This window comes from Rhodococcus sp. BP-160, from assembly GCF_019836205.1.
Classification (GTDB): domain Bacteria; phylum Actinomycetota; class Actinomycetes; order Mycobacteriales; family Mycobacteriaceae; genus Rhodococcoides.
In genome coordinates this window covers 78,659-95,401 of the sequence record NZ_JABUEK010000004.1, presented here as the reverse complement: position 1 = coordinate 95,401, position 16,743 = coordinate 78,659, and the positions used below count along the sequence as shown (strand labels likewise).

At 69.9% G+C, this 16,743-nt stretch carries 14 protein-coding genes and 1 pseudogene; 6 read left to right on the top strand and 9 right to left on the bottom strand.

Going from position 1 to position 16,743, the window contains the following annotated elements; translation table 11 throughout:
• Positions 1-4: 4 nt before the first annotated feature.
• Positions 5-943: a hypothetical protein gene (locus tag HQ306_RS16720; protein ID WP_222633005.1), complete on the top strand. Its 939-nt coding sequence runs from the start codon at positions 5-7 to the stop codon at positions 941-943.
• Between the two features lie 4 nt (positions 944-947).
• Here the strand turns inward: HQ306_RS16720 and HQ306_RS16715 are convergent, their stop codons facing one another.
• The 3 genes from HQ306_RS16715 to HQ306_RS16705 all read right to left on the bottom strand — a co-directional run bounded on the left by HQ306_RS16715 (position 948) and on the right by HQ306_RS16705 (position 4,286).
• A complete protein-coding gene (locus HQ306_RS16715; protein ID WP_222632764.1) occupies positions 948-2,405 on the bottom strand; it encodes a DUF2079 domain-containing protein in 1,458 nt (485 codons plus the stop codon).
• Positions 2,406-2,478: 73 nt separating this feature from the next.
• Positions 2,479-3,282, bottom strand: a complete 804-nt coding sequence (locus HQ306_RS16710) for an ABC transporter permease (protein WP_222630815.1) — start codon at positions 3,280-3,282, stop codon at positions 2,479-2,481.
• Entirely contained in the window at positions 3,279-4,286 is a 1,008-nt protein-coding gene (locus HQ306_RS16705) for an ATP-binding cassette domain-containing protein (RefSeq protein WP_222632763.1), read from the bottom strand. The genes HQ306_RS16710 and HQ306_RS16705 overlap by 4 nt, the downstream gene beginning before the upstream one ends.
• 189 nt (positions 4,287-4,475) lie before the next feature.
• Here HQ306_RS16705 and HQ306_RS16700 point away from each other — a divergent pair, with 189 nt between their 5' ends.
• Positions 4,476-5,657: an FAD-dependent oxidoreductase gene (locus tag HQ306_RS16700; protein ID WP_308115447.1), complete on the top strand. Its 1,182-nt coding sequence runs from the start codon at positions 4,476-4,478 to the stop codon at positions 5,655-5,657.
• Between the two features lie 41 nt (positions 5,658-5,698).
• Here the strand turns inward: HQ306_RS16700 and malQ are convergent, their stop codons facing one another.
• Complete coding sequence (gene malQ / locus HQ306_RS16695) at positions 5,699-7,798, bottom strand: 4-alpha-glucanotransferase (RefSeq protein ID WP_222632762.1); 2,100 nt, start codon at positions 7,796-7,798, stop codon at positions 5,699-5,701.
• A 109-nt stretch (positions 7,799-7,907) separates the two neighbouring features.
• On the opposite strand from malQ, the gene HQ306_RS16690 reads away from it, so the two are divergent.
• The 4 genes from HQ306_RS16690 (at position 7,908) to HQ306_RS16680 (ending at position 11,382) form a co-directional block, all read left to right on the top strand.
• Entirely contained in the window at positions 7,908-9,008 is a 1,101-nt protein-coding gene (locus HQ306_RS16690; RefSeq protein WP_222632761.1) for a hypothetical protein, read from the top strand.
• Positions 9,009-9,114: 106 nt separating this feature from the next.
• The gene (locus HQ306_RS16685) at positions 9,115-10,503 is read left to right on the top strand and encodes an OFA family MFS transporter (RefSeq protein WP_222632760.1); all 1,389 of its coding nucleotides are present in this window, start codon (positions 9,115-9,117) and stop codon (positions 10,501-10,503) included.
• On the top strand, positions 10,500-10,625 hold the full coding sequence (locus tag HQ306_RS22270) for a hypothetical protein (RefSeq protein WP_261770158.1): 126 nt from the start codon (positions 10,500-10,502) through the stop codon (positions 10,623-10,625). Before HQ306_RS16685 ends, HQ306_RS22270 begins: the two co-directional genes overlap by 4 nt.
• Entirely contained in the window at positions 10,618-11,382 is a 765-nt protein-coding gene (locus tag HQ306_RS16680; protein ID WP_308115446.1) for a DUF2071 domain-containing protein, read from the top strand. Before HQ306_RS22270 ends, HQ306_RS16680 begins: the two co-directional genes overlap by 8 nt.
• On the opposite strand, the pseudogene HQ306_RS22775 reads toward HQ306_RS16680, so the two are convergent.
• From HQ306_RS22775 to HQ306_RS16660, 5 genes and pseudogenes are all read right to left on the bottom strand, one after another.
• Positions 11,379-12,601, bottom strand: a pseudogene (locus HQ306_RS22775) (SfnB family sulfur acquisition oxidoreductase). The gene HQ306_RS16680 and the pseudogene HQ306_RS22775 overlap by 4 nt on opposite strands.
• Complete coding sequence (locus HQ306_RS16670) at positions 12,598-13,779, bottom strand: LLM class flavin-dependent oxidoreductase (RefSeq protein WP_308115444.1); 1,182 nt, start codon at positions 13,777-13,779, stop codon at positions 12,598-12,600. Before HQ306_RS16670 ends, HQ306_RS22775 begins: the two are co-directional and overlap by 4 nt.
• 65 nt (positions 13,780-13,844) lie before the next feature.
• Entirely contained in the window at positions 13,845-14,990 is a 1,146-nt protein-coding gene (locus tag HQ306_RS16665; protein ID WP_308115443.1) for an alkaline phosphatase family protein, read from the bottom strand.
• Between the two features lie 31 nt (positions 14,991-15,021).
• Positions 15,022-16,395 carry a YbjN domain-containing protein gene (locus HQ306_RS22255; protein WP_261770156.1) on the bottom strand — a complete coding sequence of 458 codons (1,374 nt, stop codon included), beginning with the start codon at positions 16,393-16,395 and terminating at the stop codon, positions 15,022-15,024.
• Between the two features lie 47 nt (positions 16,396-16,442).
• Complete coding sequence (locus HQ306_RS16660; protein ID WP_027504953.1) at positions 16,443-16,736, bottom strand: GNAT family N-acetyltransferase; 294 nt, start codon at positions 16,734-16,736, stop codon at positions 16,443-16,445.
• Positions 16,737-16,743 lie beyond the last annotated feature (7 nt).

Sequence of the window (16,743 nt, the reverse complement as noted above, 5' to 3'; positions counted from 1 at the left end):
CACGATGACGCACCGCGCGCCCGTACGCCGCCGACGCACAGTGGGATCCGGTCTGGCCGTGAGTGCGATGGCCGTGGGTGCCTGGGGGCTGGTGACCTGCGCGTCCGTCCTCGTCGCTCCCGCGGCGTCCGCTGCCCCGACATCGGTGAACGACGAACCGAACACGGCGGCGGAGAAGGTCGCCGAGAGCAGGCGTCGCGACGAGTTGTCGCAGAAGGAGCGCGCGGCAGAGGACGCGGAACGCGAACGCCAGGAGAAGGAAGCGAAGCAGGCAGCCGACGACCTCGCGGCGCAGGAAGCCGACGAGCGGAGAGAGCGGCGAGAGGACCAGGCCGCAGCCGTGCAGAACGGCACCGCGCCGGCGCCGGCACCGTTCGTCTTCCAGCTTCCGCCGCTTCCGTTCGAGATCCCCGGCGTCACGCCGCCCGCCCCGGCGGTCACGGCACCCGAGCCGGTCGCGCCGCCGGTCGACACGGCACCGCCGCCCCCCGCGACGGCCCCGGCTCCGGTGGTCGACGACGTCGCCGACGTCGTCGAGGTCGAGGAGGCTCCCGCGCCGACGCCGGCCGTCACGGCACCTGCCGCGCCGGCACCGGTTCCCGAGCCGGACCCCGCACCGTCGCGCCCCGACCCGACACCGGGTCCCGGCCCCGCGCCGCTCCCCGCCACTCCCCAGGTGCAGTCCGGTGGTCCTGGGCCGCACACCGGCCCCGATCCGGATCGCGACCCGATCGATCCTCCGTCGCCGCCTCCCGGTGACGACGACGAGCCCCGTCAGCCGTCGCCGAGAGCTGCGACGATGAGCAACCCGGCTCCGCCGTCGGTGAGCAACCCGGCTCCGCCGTCGGTGAGCGACACCGCGCCGCAGTCGGTGCAGCCGTCCGGAGAAGGTCGGCACGCGGCACCCGACCCGGGCTGGACGAATCCCGTTCCCGGACGCTGACCCGTCACCGACGAAGTACGAGAATGCCGTTCACGTCGGAGACGACCGAGTAACCGTCCGCGAGAGCTGCACTGATCGCCGTGTTGTCGCCCGACTCGTCCTTGGGCCACCCGGCGGGCCGGCCGATGTTCACGACGATCCAGTCCGGTGTCGTGGAATCGGTCTCCCGCTGCGGGAACACCGAGACGGGGTGGTCGGACACGAACTGCGGGACCAGGTTGTTGGAGGCCGACACGCGGTCCCCTGGCGGTATGGATGCCGACACGGCTCTCGCGGTGGTCACCTGCGGGTCGACGCGCCACCCGTCGGCGTCGGCGAGCCGAGCCAGCGGCTGGAAGGGCAGCGCGACCAGAGCGACGGCGGCGACGGCGGCGAGCACCACTCTCTGGGCACGCGGTGACAGGTGCATGTCGCGCCGACCGCGAATGAGTGCATCGATCAACGCGGCGAACAGGATCGGCATCAGGATCGCGTTGTAATGGAAGATCGGCTTCCAGAAATTGGTGTTGTCGCTGAGGAACCGCCATGCGACGGTGGGTACTGCCACCAGCGTCAACGGTGACCGCAGTGCTGCGAAGCCGGTGACGGCCAACAGCAGTAGCACGGTCGCGGCACGCGAGTCCCCGCTGACGAGACCGTGTGTCGTGTCGGCGATGCCCTCACCGAGGGGCGGAAGTTTCGAACCCTGACCGTAGGCGTCGTCGGCGCTCAGCAGCGGTATGACCACCGTGATGGCCAGCACGATCCACGCCGCGCCCCACGCGGCCGTCGCCAGGCCCAGAATCCGTGTGCGACCCGTGGTCCACCAGGCGATCAGGGCGCCGATCACGATGACGGTCAGCCCCATGTCCTCCTTGACGAAGACGAGCGGGAGCGTCCACGCCACCGCGGCACGCCAGTGCCCCTGGCCGAGCGCTGCCATGGCGAAGGCCAGCATCGGGACGCCGAAGGCGATCTCGTGGAAGTCGAAGTTCAGTGCCGACTGCAGGCCCCACGACAGTCCGTAGCCGAGGGCCACCACGATGCCCGCGACGGTGCCGAGGCTGCGGCACGCCCACCGGGAGAGGGGCACGACACCCACGGCGAACAGGACGCCCTGGGCGATCAGCAGGGTCTCGGGGACAGGGGCGAGTCGGTAGAAGGGCGCGAGCAGTGCGGTGATCGGAGAGAAGTGATCACCGAGCGTGTTGTAGCCCGTGCCCAGCAGATCCGACGTCGGCGCGTCGAGGCGTGCGTACGAGGCGATCTGCTGCACGAAGATGCCGAGGTCGAAACCGGAGGTGCGCAGCTGGTGCTGACCGACGACGGACAGTGCGCTGTAGAGCGGGGCGAGCAGGAGGAAGGCGATCGCCGGGACCGCGATGTCCGCGCGGCGGGCGCGACGCAGCATCTCCTGCGGTCGGCGCGCCCCGCCGGACGGGGCGGCCGCTGCAGTCTCCGCAGAAGGTCTGGTTGCCGTCACAGGAGATAATTTCTACACGAACTTCGTGTGATCAGGCTGTGAACGCGAGGTGCGGCCGCCCCGGCTCAGCACGTCAGCGGCTCACCGCCTTGGTGTAGCGATGGATGGCGAACGGTACGAAGACGATCAGGATGAGGATCGACCATCCCACCGTCGCGAGCACCGGGTGTTGGAGTGGCCACGCGTCCGGAGGCGGCATCGTCGGGTTCGTGTTCCCGAACAGCACCCGGCTCGCCTGCGTGATGGCGGAGACAGGATTCCACTCGGCGATGGGTTGCAGGATCCCGGGCAGATCCTGACTCTGCACGAACGTGTTGGCGATGAACGTCAGCGGGAAGATGACGATGAAGCTGGCGTTGTTGAACACCTCTGGCGTCCGGATCCACAGTCCGATCACCGCCATCACCCAGGACAGTGCGTAGGCGAAGAGCAGCAGCAGCCCGAATCCCGCCGCGGCCTCCCAGAACGACGACCGGATGCGCCATCCGACCAGCAGACCGGTCAGGGACATCACGACCAGGCTGATGACGTTGATGACGATGTCGCTGCTGGTCCGTCCGACGAGCACCGCGGACGGAGCCATGGGCAGGGAGCGGAAGCGGTCGATGATGCCCTTCTGCATGTCCTCCGCGAGCCCGAGGCCGGTCCACGTGGACCCGAAGATGACGGTCTGCGCGAAGATGCCGGCGATGAGGAACTCGCGGTAGGACATCCCGGGGATCTCGATGGCCGACCCGAAGATGTACGCGAAGACCAGGACGAACATGATCGGCGACAGCAGCGTGAAGACGATGAGGTCGGGGACGCGCTTGATCTTGATGAGGTTGCGTCGGGCGATGGTCGCGCCGTCGCTCAGCGCCGTGGCGGGTGAGTTCATCGGGCCGTCTCCTGTCCTCTGGGCTGCTGGTCGGCCGCGTCGGGCCGGGTCGACGTCTGGCCGGTGAGAGTGAGGAAGACGTCGTCGAGGCTGGGCTTGCCCAGCGAGGCGTCGGCAGGGGTGACGCCGTTCTCGCGGAGCAGGACCAGCGCGTCGACGAACGTGGTGGTCCCGTCGTCCGCACCGACCGTGAGCCGCCGGGACGCGGCATCGGAGGTGACCTGACCCGGTGCGAAACGCTCCATGACGCCCTGCGCCGTCGTCAGATCGCCGTCCGTGTCGAAGGCGAACTCCAGCCTGGCTCCGCCCACTCGCGACTTCAGTTCGTCGGCGGTGCCGCGCTCGATGACGCGACCACGATCGATCACCGCGATCTCGTCGGCCAGCTGGTCCGCTTCCTCGAGGTACTGGGTGGTGAGGAGCAGGGTCGTCCCGCCCTGCACCAGTTCCTCGATCACCGACCACAGCTCGAGGCGGGCGCGAGGATCGAGCCCGGTGGTGGGCTCGTCGAGGAAGAGGACCGGTGGATCGGCGACGAGGGCGCCCGCCAGGTCCAGGCGTCGGCGCATCCCACCCGAGTAGCCCTTGACCGGCCGGTCGGCCGCCTCGACGAGGTCGAACCGTTCGAGCAGTTCACGTGCCCGATCACGGCTGCGCTTCTTCCCGAGGTGGTACAGCCGGCCGACCATGTCGAGGTTCTCGAAGCCCGTCAGATACTCGTCCACCGCGGAGTACTGCCCCGAGACGCCGATGCGTGAGCGGAGTTCCGCCGCGTCGGCGACGACGTCGAGGCCCGCCACCCGTGCGGTGCCGGCGTCGGCCCGCAGCAGTGTGGTGAGCACGCGGATGGTGGTGGTCTTCCCGGCTCCGTTGGGCCCGAGCAGTGCCATGACCGTGCCCTCGGGCACCTCGAGATCGAGACCGTCGAGTGCGTCGACGCCCCCGTACCGTTTGACGAGGCCGACCGCGCTGATGGCGGTGGCACCCGAACTGCGTGAGGCCATGAGACTTCCCTTCCGGACGTGACACGACGATGCGCCCGTCGGGTGTGACTCGGCCGAGCGTCGGAACTCATCACAGCACGCAGGTACGACACGGTCGGGTTTCCGCGGAGCCCGCATCGGCTACTCCCTGTGCAGGTGACGCGCGGCCCGACTCGGTCGGCGCGCACGGCTCATGAAGAGGGGTACAACGTGTCCGAGTACGACTACGTCATCGTCGGCGGAGGAATGGTGGCCGACAACGCCGCCAAGGGGATCCGCGAGCACGACGAGAACGGCACCATCCTCGTCGTCGGCTCCGACGTCGACGGTCCCTACACCCGCCCCGCGCTGAGCAAGAAGCTGTGGACCGACGCGGAGTTCACCACCGACGAGGTGCCGTTGGGCACCGAGGAGACGGGTGCGACGCTGGTGCTGTCGACGACGGTCACGTCGATCGATCGCGACGCCCGCACGGTGACCACCGACAAGGGGGACACCCACCACTACGGATCGCTGTTGCTGGCGACCGGGGCGACCCCGACGACGCTGGACCTGCGTCCGTCCGAGCGGGTCGTCTACTTCCGCACCTTCGCGGACTACCGGCGCCTGCGGGCGCTGGCGACGGAGGGCACCCACATCGTCGTGGTGGGCGGTGGTTACATCGGCACCGAGATCGCCGCGGCGCTCGCGCAGAACAAGGTCACCGTCACCCTGGTGAGCAGTGACGACGTGGTGGGCGGCCACATGTTTCCCGCGGACCTCGCGTCGGTGTTCCAGCAGGACTTCGAGGACCACGGCGTCACGGTCCGCACGGGTGTGAAGGTCGACTCCGGTGCGCAGCAGGGCAATGCGGTGTCGCTGACCCTCAGCGACGGCTCCACGATCGATGCCGACGCGGTGGTCTTCGGGCTCGGCGTGACGCCGAACACCGACCTCGCGGAGCAGTCGGGGCTCGACGTCGACAACGGCATCGTGGTCGACGAGTTCCTGCGCACGGCGGACGAGCACGTCTACGCCGCGGGCGACGTCGCCAACTACCCCGACGCGATTCTGGGCCGTCGTCGCATCGAGCACGTGGACAACGCCAACAGCATGGGAAAGACGGTCGGCAAGATCATGGCCGGCTCCACCGAGCCGTACACGTACACGCCGTACTTCTACTCCGACGTGTTCGACAACGGTTACCAGGCGGTGGGCACGATGAGCACCGACCTCAGGACGGTCGAGGACTGGAAGACGCCAGGCAAGGAGGGTGTCGTGTACTACCTCGACGACGACTCCGTGCTGCGCGGTGTGCTGATGTGGAACGTGTGGGAAGGACTCGACACCGCGCGCGAGATGCTGAAGAGCGGCGAGAAGCGCGACGACGAGTCCCTGCTCGGCGCGATCTGACGACCACCCTCACCCCGCCGCGTCGGCGGGGTGAGGGCGTCTCAGTACTGCACCAACGGGTCCGCGCGCCGCAGGTCCTCCACCGAGACCGCGCGGCCCGCGGCGTCGGCGAGGGGAACGCGCCAGTTCCGATACTGGGTCTCGTCGGTTCCCGGCTGGTTCTGGATGCGGTGCTCGCCGACCATGTCCACCAGTGCCACTCCGATGAGCAGGGACGGGCTGCGCTGGATCAGCCGGTACAGCGCCGCGACCGTCTCCCGGGTGGACGCACCGTCCGCGAGCAGGCCACGCTCGCGCGCGAGGTCCAGCACGGACTCACGCTGTTCCTCGTCCTGCGCACGCTCCTCGTCGACGGCTCTCTCGAGGAGGCCGAGCCGCGATCGCAGATCGATGTGCTCACCCGCCAGGTACCCGGCGGTGGGCGGCAGGTCGTGGGTGGTCACCGAGGTCAGGCACAGCTCGCGGTACTTCTCCGGGGCGATGGGGCCGTCGTCGTCCCGCTCGAACCACAGGATGGACGTGCCCAGCACGCCCCGCTCGGCCAGGTAGTCCTGGACGACGGGTTCGAAGACGCCGAGGTCCTCACCGATGACCACGGCGCCGGCCAGTTCCGCCTCGAGCGCGAGGATGCCGATGAGCGCCTCGTGGTCGTACGTGACATAGGTGCCGCCCGCGGGAGTCTCGGCATCGGTGGGGATCCACCAGAGCCGGAACAGTCCGAGGATGTGGTCGACCCGCAGCCCGCCCGCGTGCTTGAGCACGGTGCGCAGCATGTCGCGATACGGTGCGTACCCGAGTTCGGCCAGCCGGTCGGGCCGCCAGGGTGGCTGGTTCCACTGCTGCCCTTGCTGATTGAAGTCGTCCGGGGGAGCGCCGACGGTCACGCCCTCGGCCAGTGCGGAACCCAGGGACCAGGCGTCGGCACCCGAGAGCTGCACTCCCACAGCCAGATCGTGCACGACACCGATGGCCATTCCGGCCCGGTGCGCGGTGGCCTGGGCCTCGGCCAGTTGCTCGTCGCAGATCCACTGGAGCCAGCTGTGGAACTCGATGCGATGCGCGAGTTTCGCCTGCTGCCGCTGGACCCACGGCGTGCCGGGGGCGGCGGCCTTCGTCTGCCATCGCGTGTCGTCCGGCGACAGCTTCTCCGTCAGTGCGCACCACGTGGCGAAGTTGTGCAGGCCCACGCCCTCCGCGGCGCGGAACTCGTCGAACGCGGCCTGGCGGGACGCGCTCCGCGGAACGAGGAAGATCGCTTCGAGCGCACGGAGTTTCGCGCGCAGAGACTTGTCCCTGTCCAGATCGTCCGTGCGACCGTCGGCGCGGTGCAGTCGGCGCGCGGTGTCGCGGATGCGGGCATACCTGTCGCGCGGCAGCATCGCTGTCTCACGGATGTTCTCGACGCGGATGTAGAGCGGATTGAAGAATCGACGGGTGGTCGGCAGATAGGGCGAGGCCTCGATCGGTGGCCGCGGCGCCGCGGCGTGCAACGGATTGACCAGGACGTAGTCCGCTCCGTGCTCGCCGCCCAGGATCGCCGCCATGTCGGCCAGATCGGCCAGATCGCCGATGCCCCACGACTGTGCGGACCGGATGGAGTAGAGCTGCGCCAGCACGCCCCATCGTTGACGATCGGACAGTGCCTCGGCGGTGGACAGACGGGCCGGCGTGACGACCAGCGTGCACGACGCCTCGAGACCGTCGTCCCCCTCCGCGCGCAGCGTGTGCCATCCGAGCGGGAGATCGACCGGGACGGCGAACGTGGCTCGGCCGACGAGGGCGCCGTCGATCTCGCGGGGGTCGACCCAGACGTCCTGCTGAGCCGCCTCGCGCGTGCCGCCGTCCTCGAGCTCGACGGTGACCGTCACGGACGTCCCGTGCGGCACGTGGACGGGAACGTGGTGATCCTTGCCGGACGTGACCACGACGACCGCCGGCACGGTGCGCCGCCAGGGTGCCTCGTCGTGATCGACGATCGCGGTCTCGATGTCGTCGTCGCTGTCGACGGGCACGTCGAGCGCCGTCAGGACCGAGCGGAGGGTGGATTCACCGACGTCGCGGCGGGCCTTGTCCCACCCCTCGTACGACGTGGCGACGCCGTGGAGCCCGGCGAGGTGGCGTAGTCGTTCGATGTTCGTCACGCTTCGATGGTAGTGCCGCGCGGGGGTGGCCGCGGACGTGAGAACCGTGTCCCGACTCGATCTGCAACACTGGTGGCACCTGCAGAATCGGTGGGGGAGGTGGAGAACGGTGACGAGTGACCCCGCGGACGTGCGTGCCCGTCGAGCGGACACCGTGCGGACCATCGCCGAGTCGACGCGCATCGAGTCGGACCGGTCCGGACGCGCTCACGAGCCGCTGTCCGACCGCGCCGCGCTGCTCGTCGCACTGGGTCGTCTCGACGAGGAGACGCGCGGCATCGCGCTCGCGCGCCTGCGCGCCGGCCGGAAGTTCCCCGCACTGGGCGGATTCGGCACCCTGCGGCTGATCACGGAGGAGCTGCACTGGATCGACGGTCGCACGGCCGTACTGCGCACCGGGCCCACGCGCCTGGCTCTGTTGCAACGGCACGTGCTGCTCGAACGTCGACTGGGGTCGTACCGCACGCGGTTCGTGATGAGTTCCGGTCACTACGCGTCGGGGGTCCGCGCGATCCGCCGGGAGCGGCGCGAGGGCATCCACCTCGACGTCGACCAGCGCACCGCCCTCTTCGAGGCGTTGCGGCACACGCCGACTCCGCTCGGTGTCGGACCGGGTCCACTCTCGCGAGCCCGAGGGATCCTCGGCGGCGCCGCGGCGGAGCGCCTCGACACGCTGCACGCGCGGGGCGCCGACGTCGTCCGCACCCTCGCGGGCACGGACGCGGATCGGTTCGCCGATCGCTACGACACCCTGCTGTTCCTCGCCGGGATGTACCACGACCGGATCCTCTCCTCGCGGATCTGGCGCTCGGACCTGTTCGCGGTGGCCCGGGCGCAGCTCGACCCGGGAACCGAACTGGTGCAGATCGCAGTGGACGTGGTCGCACTCGCCCAGTTGGACGCGGAACTCACCGCGGCCTTCGAGGCGCAGGGGGACACGGTGGACGAGGAGGGTCGACGCGAGGTGCTCGTGCGCCGAGCCGATCTCATCCCGGTGTGGGATCAGGTGATCGACCGGGTCGCCGCGTTGTCCCGCGTGGTGGACGAGATCGCGGTGGCGGAGATCGAGCACCGGAGCCTGGACGCCGTGCAGCGCACCGTGGGCCTCGACCAGCGCATCGACGATCTCATCTCCCGGTCCGGTACGCGGGAGATCTCGGCCGACAACACCCATTCGGTGTCCGATCAGATCTCGCGGGACACGCTCTGACGTTCGCCCGTGCCGTCGTCCTGTTTGGAACGAGTCGGATCGGTGAAAGCACGGTAGTACGCGGTCGACCTCTGAGCGCGTGACCCGCGCCGGAAGGACGACCTCCATGCCAGCAGTACTCGAACGCGCCCGTATCGTCGCGCCACCGGGATGGAGCCGTTGGCTCATTCCGCCGGCCGCCCTCGCGATTCATCTCGCGATCGGCCAGGCCTACGCGTGGAGCGTGTTCAAGGCCGCCATCTCCTCCGACACCGCCATGGGACTGAGCGGGACGATGACCGCGATCCCGTTCCAGCTGGCCATCGTCATGCTCGGCCTCTCCGCAGCCGTGCTCGGGACGAAGGTGGAGACGCACGGTCCGCGGTGGGCCATGACGATGTCGCTCCTCTTCTTCTGCTCCGGGCTGCTCATCTCCGCCCTCGGCATGAGCCTCGACCAGTTCTGGTTGGTGATCGTCGGATACGGACTCGTCGGCGGCATCGGCCTCGGCATCGGGTACATCTCCCCGGTCTCCACGCTGATCAAGTGGTTCCCCGATCGCCCGGGCATGGCGACGGGTATCGCGATCATGGGATTCGGCGGCGGCGCCCTGGTGGCCTCGCCCCTGACCACCAAGCTCCTGTCCGCGTACGGCGGCAACACCGATGCCTCGATCGCCACGACGTTCCTCACGCTCGGCCTCGGCTACGCCGTCTTCATGGCGCTCGGCGTCGTGCTGATCCGGGTTCCCGCCGACGACTGGAAGCCGGTCGGGTGGACGCCACCGCAGACCCCGGCGGGTCAGCACACCGCACGCGTGTCCGCGGCGAACGCCGTCAAGACCCCGCAGTTCTGGTTGCTGTGGATCGTGTTGTGCTTCAACGTCACCGCCGGCATCGGCATCCTCGAGCGCGCCGCGGGCATCTACACCGACTTCTTTCCCGACCCCACCGCCCCGGAATCCGTGGTGGCAGCGGCCGCGGGCTTCGTCGCGTTCCTCTCGCTGACGAACATGCTCGGCCGGTTCGTGTGGTCGTCGGTGTCCGACCTGGTGGGTCGCAAGAACATCTATCGTCTCTACCTCGGTGTGGGCGCGCTTCTCTACCTGTACATCTCGCTCTTCACGAACACGAACAAGGTCTTGTTCCTCGTCAGCGCGATGGTGATCCTGTCGTTCTACGGTGCAGGCTTCGCCACGGCGCCCGCCTACCTGCGTGACCTGTTCGGCACCTATCAGGTCGGTGCCATCCACGGACGACTGTTGACGGCCTGGTCGGTCGCGGGCGTGCTCGGACCACTGATCGTCAACGCGATCGCCGACCTCGGCGAGGAGGGAACCACCGGACGGTACGTTCCCGCGTTCGTGACGATGATCGTCCTGCTGTCCATCGGCTTCGTCGCGAACGAACTGATCAAGCCCGTGGATCCGAAGTACTCGGAGCCGGACCCGGAGGCGACGACGCCGGGCACTGCGACCGACGAGGTTACGAACGACAAGAACGAGGCGACGGTATGAGCGAGACGAAGCAGGGCGCGCGTGTGCCCGTCGTGGTGGTGTCCTGGCTGTGGGTCGGGGTTCCCTTCGCCTGGGGTGTCTACGAGCTGATCCTCAAGGCCAAGAACCTCTTCGGTGCGTGATCGGAGCGTCGATCTCTGGCCTCGCCCGCCTGTGCTGCCGCGCCCCGTGATCATGGACCAGCGGTGGGAACGCCTCGTGTTCCTGCACTGGCGTGTCGCCCCGGACGTCGTCGCGCCGTTGCTGCCTCGCGGCATCGTCCCCGACACGATGGACGGGTACACCTATGTCGGACTGATCGGCTTCGAGATGGTGGGGGCCGGGTTGGGGTACGGCCGACCGGTACCGCGACTCGGAACCTTCGGCGAGATCAACGTGCGGCTCTACAGCCGTGACGGTGACGGTCGCCGAGGGGTCGTGTTCCGTTCTCTCGACGCCACCCGTGCCGCAGTGGTGCTGGCCACGAACGCGGCGGGGGTGCGGTACCGCTGGTCGCACATCGACATCGTCGACGACGGTGATCCTCGGAACCGGGTCGTCGGCTACCGCTCTCGGCGACTGGCACCGCCGCACCGTGGTGCGACGACCGACTTCACCGTGTCCCCCGGCGACACCGACATGTCCGACGATCCGCTGTCGGTGTTCCTCACTGCTCGGTGGGGGATGCACACGTCCGTCGCGGGCCGACCCGTCTTCGTCCCCAACACCCACCGCCGGTGGCCGCTGCGCGCGGCGACCCTGGTGTGCTGCGACGACCAGCTGATGGCCGCGGCGGGCGTGGGGGACCTGGCCTCCCGTCCGCCGGACTCCGTGCTGTATTCCGACGGTGTGCGAACGCAGTTCGGGCGTCCCTACGCCGCGACACCGGTACGCGACTAGATCAGTCCGTGGCGCGGCGGGTGCGCCCCGGTGAGCGCGTACCGGCCGACGTGTTGAGTCTTCCATCGCACAGGGTCGTGGAGCGTGTGGGTCCTCGCGTCGCGCCACAGCCTGTCCAGCCGTAGAGAGGCTGCGGCACTGCGAGTTCCGCCCGCGTCGAACAGTGCCGTGGTGGCGTCGAGGGACGCACGCGCCGAGGCGACCTTGGCCGCTGCTGTCGCGATGGAGGCCGCCGCGGAGCTGTCCGGTGTGAGCTCGCGCTCGGCGACGTCGATCGCCTCGCCGGCCTCGCGCACGAGCGCCTCGGCCCCGCGCACCCCGATCTCCACCTCGCCGAACTGCTGCAGCAGCAACGGATCCCGGTCGGCCGTCGCCACGTCGGCGTCCACCGGAGGGCGAGCGACGACCACGACCTCGCGAGCGGTGTCGACGGCGGCGCGGGCGATGCCGGCGTCGATGGCGGCGTGCAGCAGCTGAGCGCGCGCCCCGTAGGTGGTCGCGTCGTCGAACAGGGCGGAGTACGGCACGAGGGAGTCGGCGGGCACCACGACGTCCGTCAGGGTCACGGTGCCGCTGGCCGTCGTGCGCTGCCCGAGCCCGTCCCAGTCGTCCTCGACGAGCACCCCGGGTGCGTCCGCGGGATGTAGGCCAGCACCTTTCGGCTCTGATCACCCTGCTCGCCGGGGCTCGCCTGCACGCCGCGGACCACCAACCAGTGTGCGAAGAGCGCGCCCGTCGAGTAGTACTTGGTGCCGTTCAGCGACGAGGTGCCGTCCGGACGGGACGTCACCGTGGTCCGGTCGACCGCGATGGAGGGTGTGCCGCGCTCGCTCTGGGCGTTGGCGAAGCGGCGACCGGCGAGGGCCTCGGCGAAGAAGCGTCGCTGTTGCTCCGTCGATCCCTGTCGCCGCAGCGCGTCGAGGAAGGTCATGTGGCTCTGCGGTATCTGCGCGATGCTGGCGTCCCCGCGAGCGAGCGAGAGGAACACCGAGGCGAGGGTGCGCGCCGAGACCGGCCTGCCGCCGAACTCCGCGGGCACGGTGATGCCCAGCAGCCCCGACGCGGACAGCAGGTCCAGTTCCGGGCCGGGCAGCCGTCGATCGCGGTCACGTTCGATCGCGGACGGGGCGATCTTCGCCCCGAGCGCGGCGGCGACGGCCAGCGCAGCGTCGTCGTCGAGCACCGGCGGCAGGGTCTTCGGGCCGGGTTCGGTGGTCATCGGGCGGGGAGGAACGGGATGTGGCCCGTGGCGCGTGCCGCGGCGCCGCCGGAGAACAATCCGCGGCTGCGCAGCTGGGGGATGACACCCTCGCCGAACCAGTACAGCTCCTCGAGGTGTGGATAACCGGAGAGAACGAACTCGTCGATGCCGACGGCCGCGTACTCCGCGATGCGATCGGCCACCTCGGTGTGGCTCCCGACGAGGGCCGTTCCGGCCCCGCCGCGCACCAGGCCGACACCGGCCCACAGGTTGGGGGAGATCTCGAGTGCGCGCGGGTCCTTCCAGGACCCGGTCCTGCGGCTCTCCTCGTGCAGAGCGAGCATCGCGCGCTGGCCCACCGACTCGCTCCGCGCCAGGTTGGACTGCGCCGTCGCGACGGCGTCCTCGCCGAGCGCCTCGACGAGCGCGCCCGCCTGTTTCCAGGCCTCCTCGGACGTGTCGCGGGTGATCACGTGCAGACGGATGCCGAAGCGCACGGTGCGTCCGCGCTCGGCCGCGAGTCCGCGGATCCACTCGATCTTCTTCGCCACGGCCGTGGTCGGCTCACCCCACGTGAGATACACGTCGGAGTGGTCCGCCGCCACCGGGCCCGCAGCGGGAGAGGAGCCGCCGAAGTACAGCGGAGGCGTGGGGTCGGGGAGGAACGGCAGCGACGCGTCCTCGACCTGGATGTGCGTGCCCTGGTGCGTCACCGACTCGCCGCGCCAGAGGCCGCGGACGATGGTGAGGAACTCGTCCGTGCGGGCGTACCGCTCGTCCTTGGACAGGTGATCGCCGTACTGACGCTGCTCGTGAGCCTCGCCACCGGTGACGACGTTGAGCAGGAGTCGGCCGGGCGCATGATTGCTGAACGTCGCCGACATCTGCGCCGCGAGGGTCGGGCTGATCAGACCCGGTCGAAAGGCGATGAGGAATGCGAGCTTCTCGGTCTCGCGGGCGAGCATCGCCGTGGTGAGCCACGCGTCCTCGCACCACGCGCCGGCCGGGGTGAGTGCACCGGTGAAGCCGAACTCCTCGGCCGCGCGGCCGATGGACGACAGGTACCCGATGCTCGCGCGACGATCTCCGCCCGCGGCGCCGACTCGCGTGCCGTGTCCGCCGCCGACGATCGCCCTGCTGTCGCCGTAGGTGGGAAGGAACCAGTGCAGGGCGAGAGAAGAGTTGTCGAGGGTCACTCGTCCCACCGTAGGACCGTCGCGGCGCCCCGCGAAGCGTTGGAATCAGGGCGATTCTTGGCGTGTCAGCCCCGTGCCACGAGGAGAGGAACGGTCATCTCGACGTCGGTCAGGGAGCCGTGATGGCCGGGCAGCGCCGACTGGTTCGGTTCGGCCCCGCGGCGGATCAGGGCGCCGTCGCCGAGAGCCAGAGCCAGGACGTCACCGATGCACGCCGCGACGTCGGGGCGCACGGACGGCCCGAACCAGCCCCGGGAGACCGCATCGTCGCGGCCCACCACCAGGTGGTCCGGACCCAGGGTCTCCCGCCAGGCATCGAGCACCGTGGCAGCGGCGCCGGCGTCGGCGAAGACGTGGCGCGCGCGGGGTTCGCCGCAGATCATCCGGACGTCGGCGGTGAGCGCGGGCGTCGCGTCGATGTCCACGCGGGTGCCGATCTGCACCATCCCGTGATCGGCGGTGACGATCAGCGCTGCGTCGGAGGGCAACTCGCCGAGGATGCCGGCGACGATGGTGTCGACCTGAGTCAGCTCGTGGCGCCACGCGTCGGAGTCCGGCCCGCGCACGTGGCCGGTGAGGTCGAGTTCGGACCAGTACGAGTAGACGAGGGACCGCCGGCCGCGCCGCAGCGCGCGCGAGGTCTCGGCGACGAGGTCGCCCGCGGACACCGACGCGGAGAAGTCCCCGCCGCGCAGCACGGCGCGGGTGAGCCCGGACTCGCGCTGGTAGGACGGCGCGATGCGAGTGACGGACACCCCGTCCGCCGCGGCGCGCTCGAACACGGTGTCGCGAGGTTGGAACTGTTCCGGAACCAGCTCGGCGAGCAGATCGACGCGGGGTCCCTGACCGTGCAGACGCCAGTGCAGCGGATTCATCGGACGGTCGAAGCCGGGCACGGCGGTGAGGTAGCCGACGATGCCGTGCTCACCGGGCGTGCGTCCGGTGCCCAGTGACGCCAACGACGTCGCGGTGGTGGACGGGAACGTGGCGGTGACGACCCGCTCGGTGAGCGAGGAGAGTGTCGGCGCTGCCGAGGCGTGCGCCGCCAACTGTCGAGCTCCGAGGCCGTCGACCAGCAGTACGCAGATCCGCCGGACCCCGGACAACCCCAGCCCGACGGTGTCGGACTCACCGGGGACGCCGAGTGCGCCGAGCACCGACGGCAGAAGATCGGACAGGCTGTCGCCGCCGTAGCGCGGAGTGGTCACCACACATCGAAGGCTATCGGCAGCACCCTTCTCGTCAGTCGAAGAGGCTGTCACCGGTTCCGCCGGCGAGGTCGGTCCCGAACAGGTCGAGCTGGGAGCCGGACGACCGCGTCGGTCCGTCGACGCGGTCGGCGGCCAGACGCCGGTGCGCGGAGGTGAGGAGCGCGGAGGTGGTGCGCCAGACCCGCGCATCGAGACCGGCCGACGCGGCGACTCGCGGATCGGTGTCGTCGAGCGTGCGATCGAGGGCGGAGAGCTCGCACTCGCGCGCCACGTCCAGGAAGCGGACGACGCGCGTGCGATCGTGTCCGCACGCGTTCAGCACCTCCTCGACGTCGATGTCGGCGCCGCGCTCCCACACTGCCTCGGCGATCGCGCGCAGTGCCTCGGGAATCACCGGACCGCCGTGCTCGTCCGTCCCGTCACCCGCGTCGTACTCGGGCGTCGGTTCACCGAACGCGTCGAGGTAGGGCCGCGCCCCGAGCCCGGCCCGGAGATGCTCGGCGGCCTCGCCGGCGAACTTCTCCATGACGGCCAGCATGTCGGCCACGTGCTGCGGGACGAAAGGCACCACCGTGACGTCGATGGTGGCGACGATGCGATCCTCGTCCAGCAGCACCTTGACGTGCGGCCACCGGCGATTGACGTCGTTGACGACCGACAGTGCTCGCGCCTCGTCGGTGACGCCGGCCGCGAGCGGCGCGAGGATCTGTACGAACGGCGCCTCCGGGGTGGGGCACAGGTAGAGCCAGGCCGGCCCGAGACGGAACGGGTAGTCGCCGTCCTCGTCGGGGTGCGGCACGAACCCGAGGATGTGCAGGAGCGTCTGCTCGATGATCTCGAGACGGGCCTCGGGACCGGACGTGCGGACCGGCCGCAGCGGGTCGAACGGGACAGCGTCGGACGGCGGCGCGTCCTCGGGGTCCGTGGACGACGCGCCGAACCGGTCCTCGATCACGGGGCCGCACAGGTCGCCGTCCAGCTCGAGGAACGACGGGTGCGGGACACCCCACACCGAGTGCAGGACGCGGACAGCGGCGTCGGCGAGTTGGTCGGCGTAGCGCCGCGGGCGATCGACGAACCAGTTCACCGGCTCGTCGTCGCGGCGCGTGGTGTGAGGGAGCGACGGCGGCGGGGCGAACCCGAACTGCTCCAGCAGTGCGCGCCCTTCGGACGTCCACCGGCGGTGCTCGGCGAGGTACTCGTCCGCCAGCACCTCGCACCGGACCGTCTCGTCGTCCCATCCGTAGAACTGCAGGCAGGGCGGAACCGGATCGGAGCCGGCGTGCGGGCACGCGAGCACCAGTGAGTGTCCCGCCGGCATCCCGTCGAGGTGATCGGCGAGCAGGGTGCGGAACCGGCTCCAGGCGGCCTCGGGCGAGAGGTCGACACTGTTCAGGTCGTTCATGGGGCGACCGTAACGCGGCCCACCGACACGGTGTCGCGAGTCCCGGCTCACACGGTCAGATCGGCGTACTCCTCGTGCGTCTCGACGAAGTGATGCACGTAGGAGCACGACGGGACGATCTTCAGCCCCGCGGCGCGTGTGTCGTCGAGTGCGTGACGCACCAGGACGGCCGCGAGTCCGCGGCCGCGGAACTCGGGAAGCGTCACGGTGTGGTCGAAGTCCCGGACAGTCGGATCGGTCTGCCGATACTCGGCGTAGCCGGCGACCTCCTCACCGACGAGGATCTCGAAACGCTGACGATCGGGATGGTGCTCCACGCGGGTGTCGTCTGTGTCTGCCATGGACCGA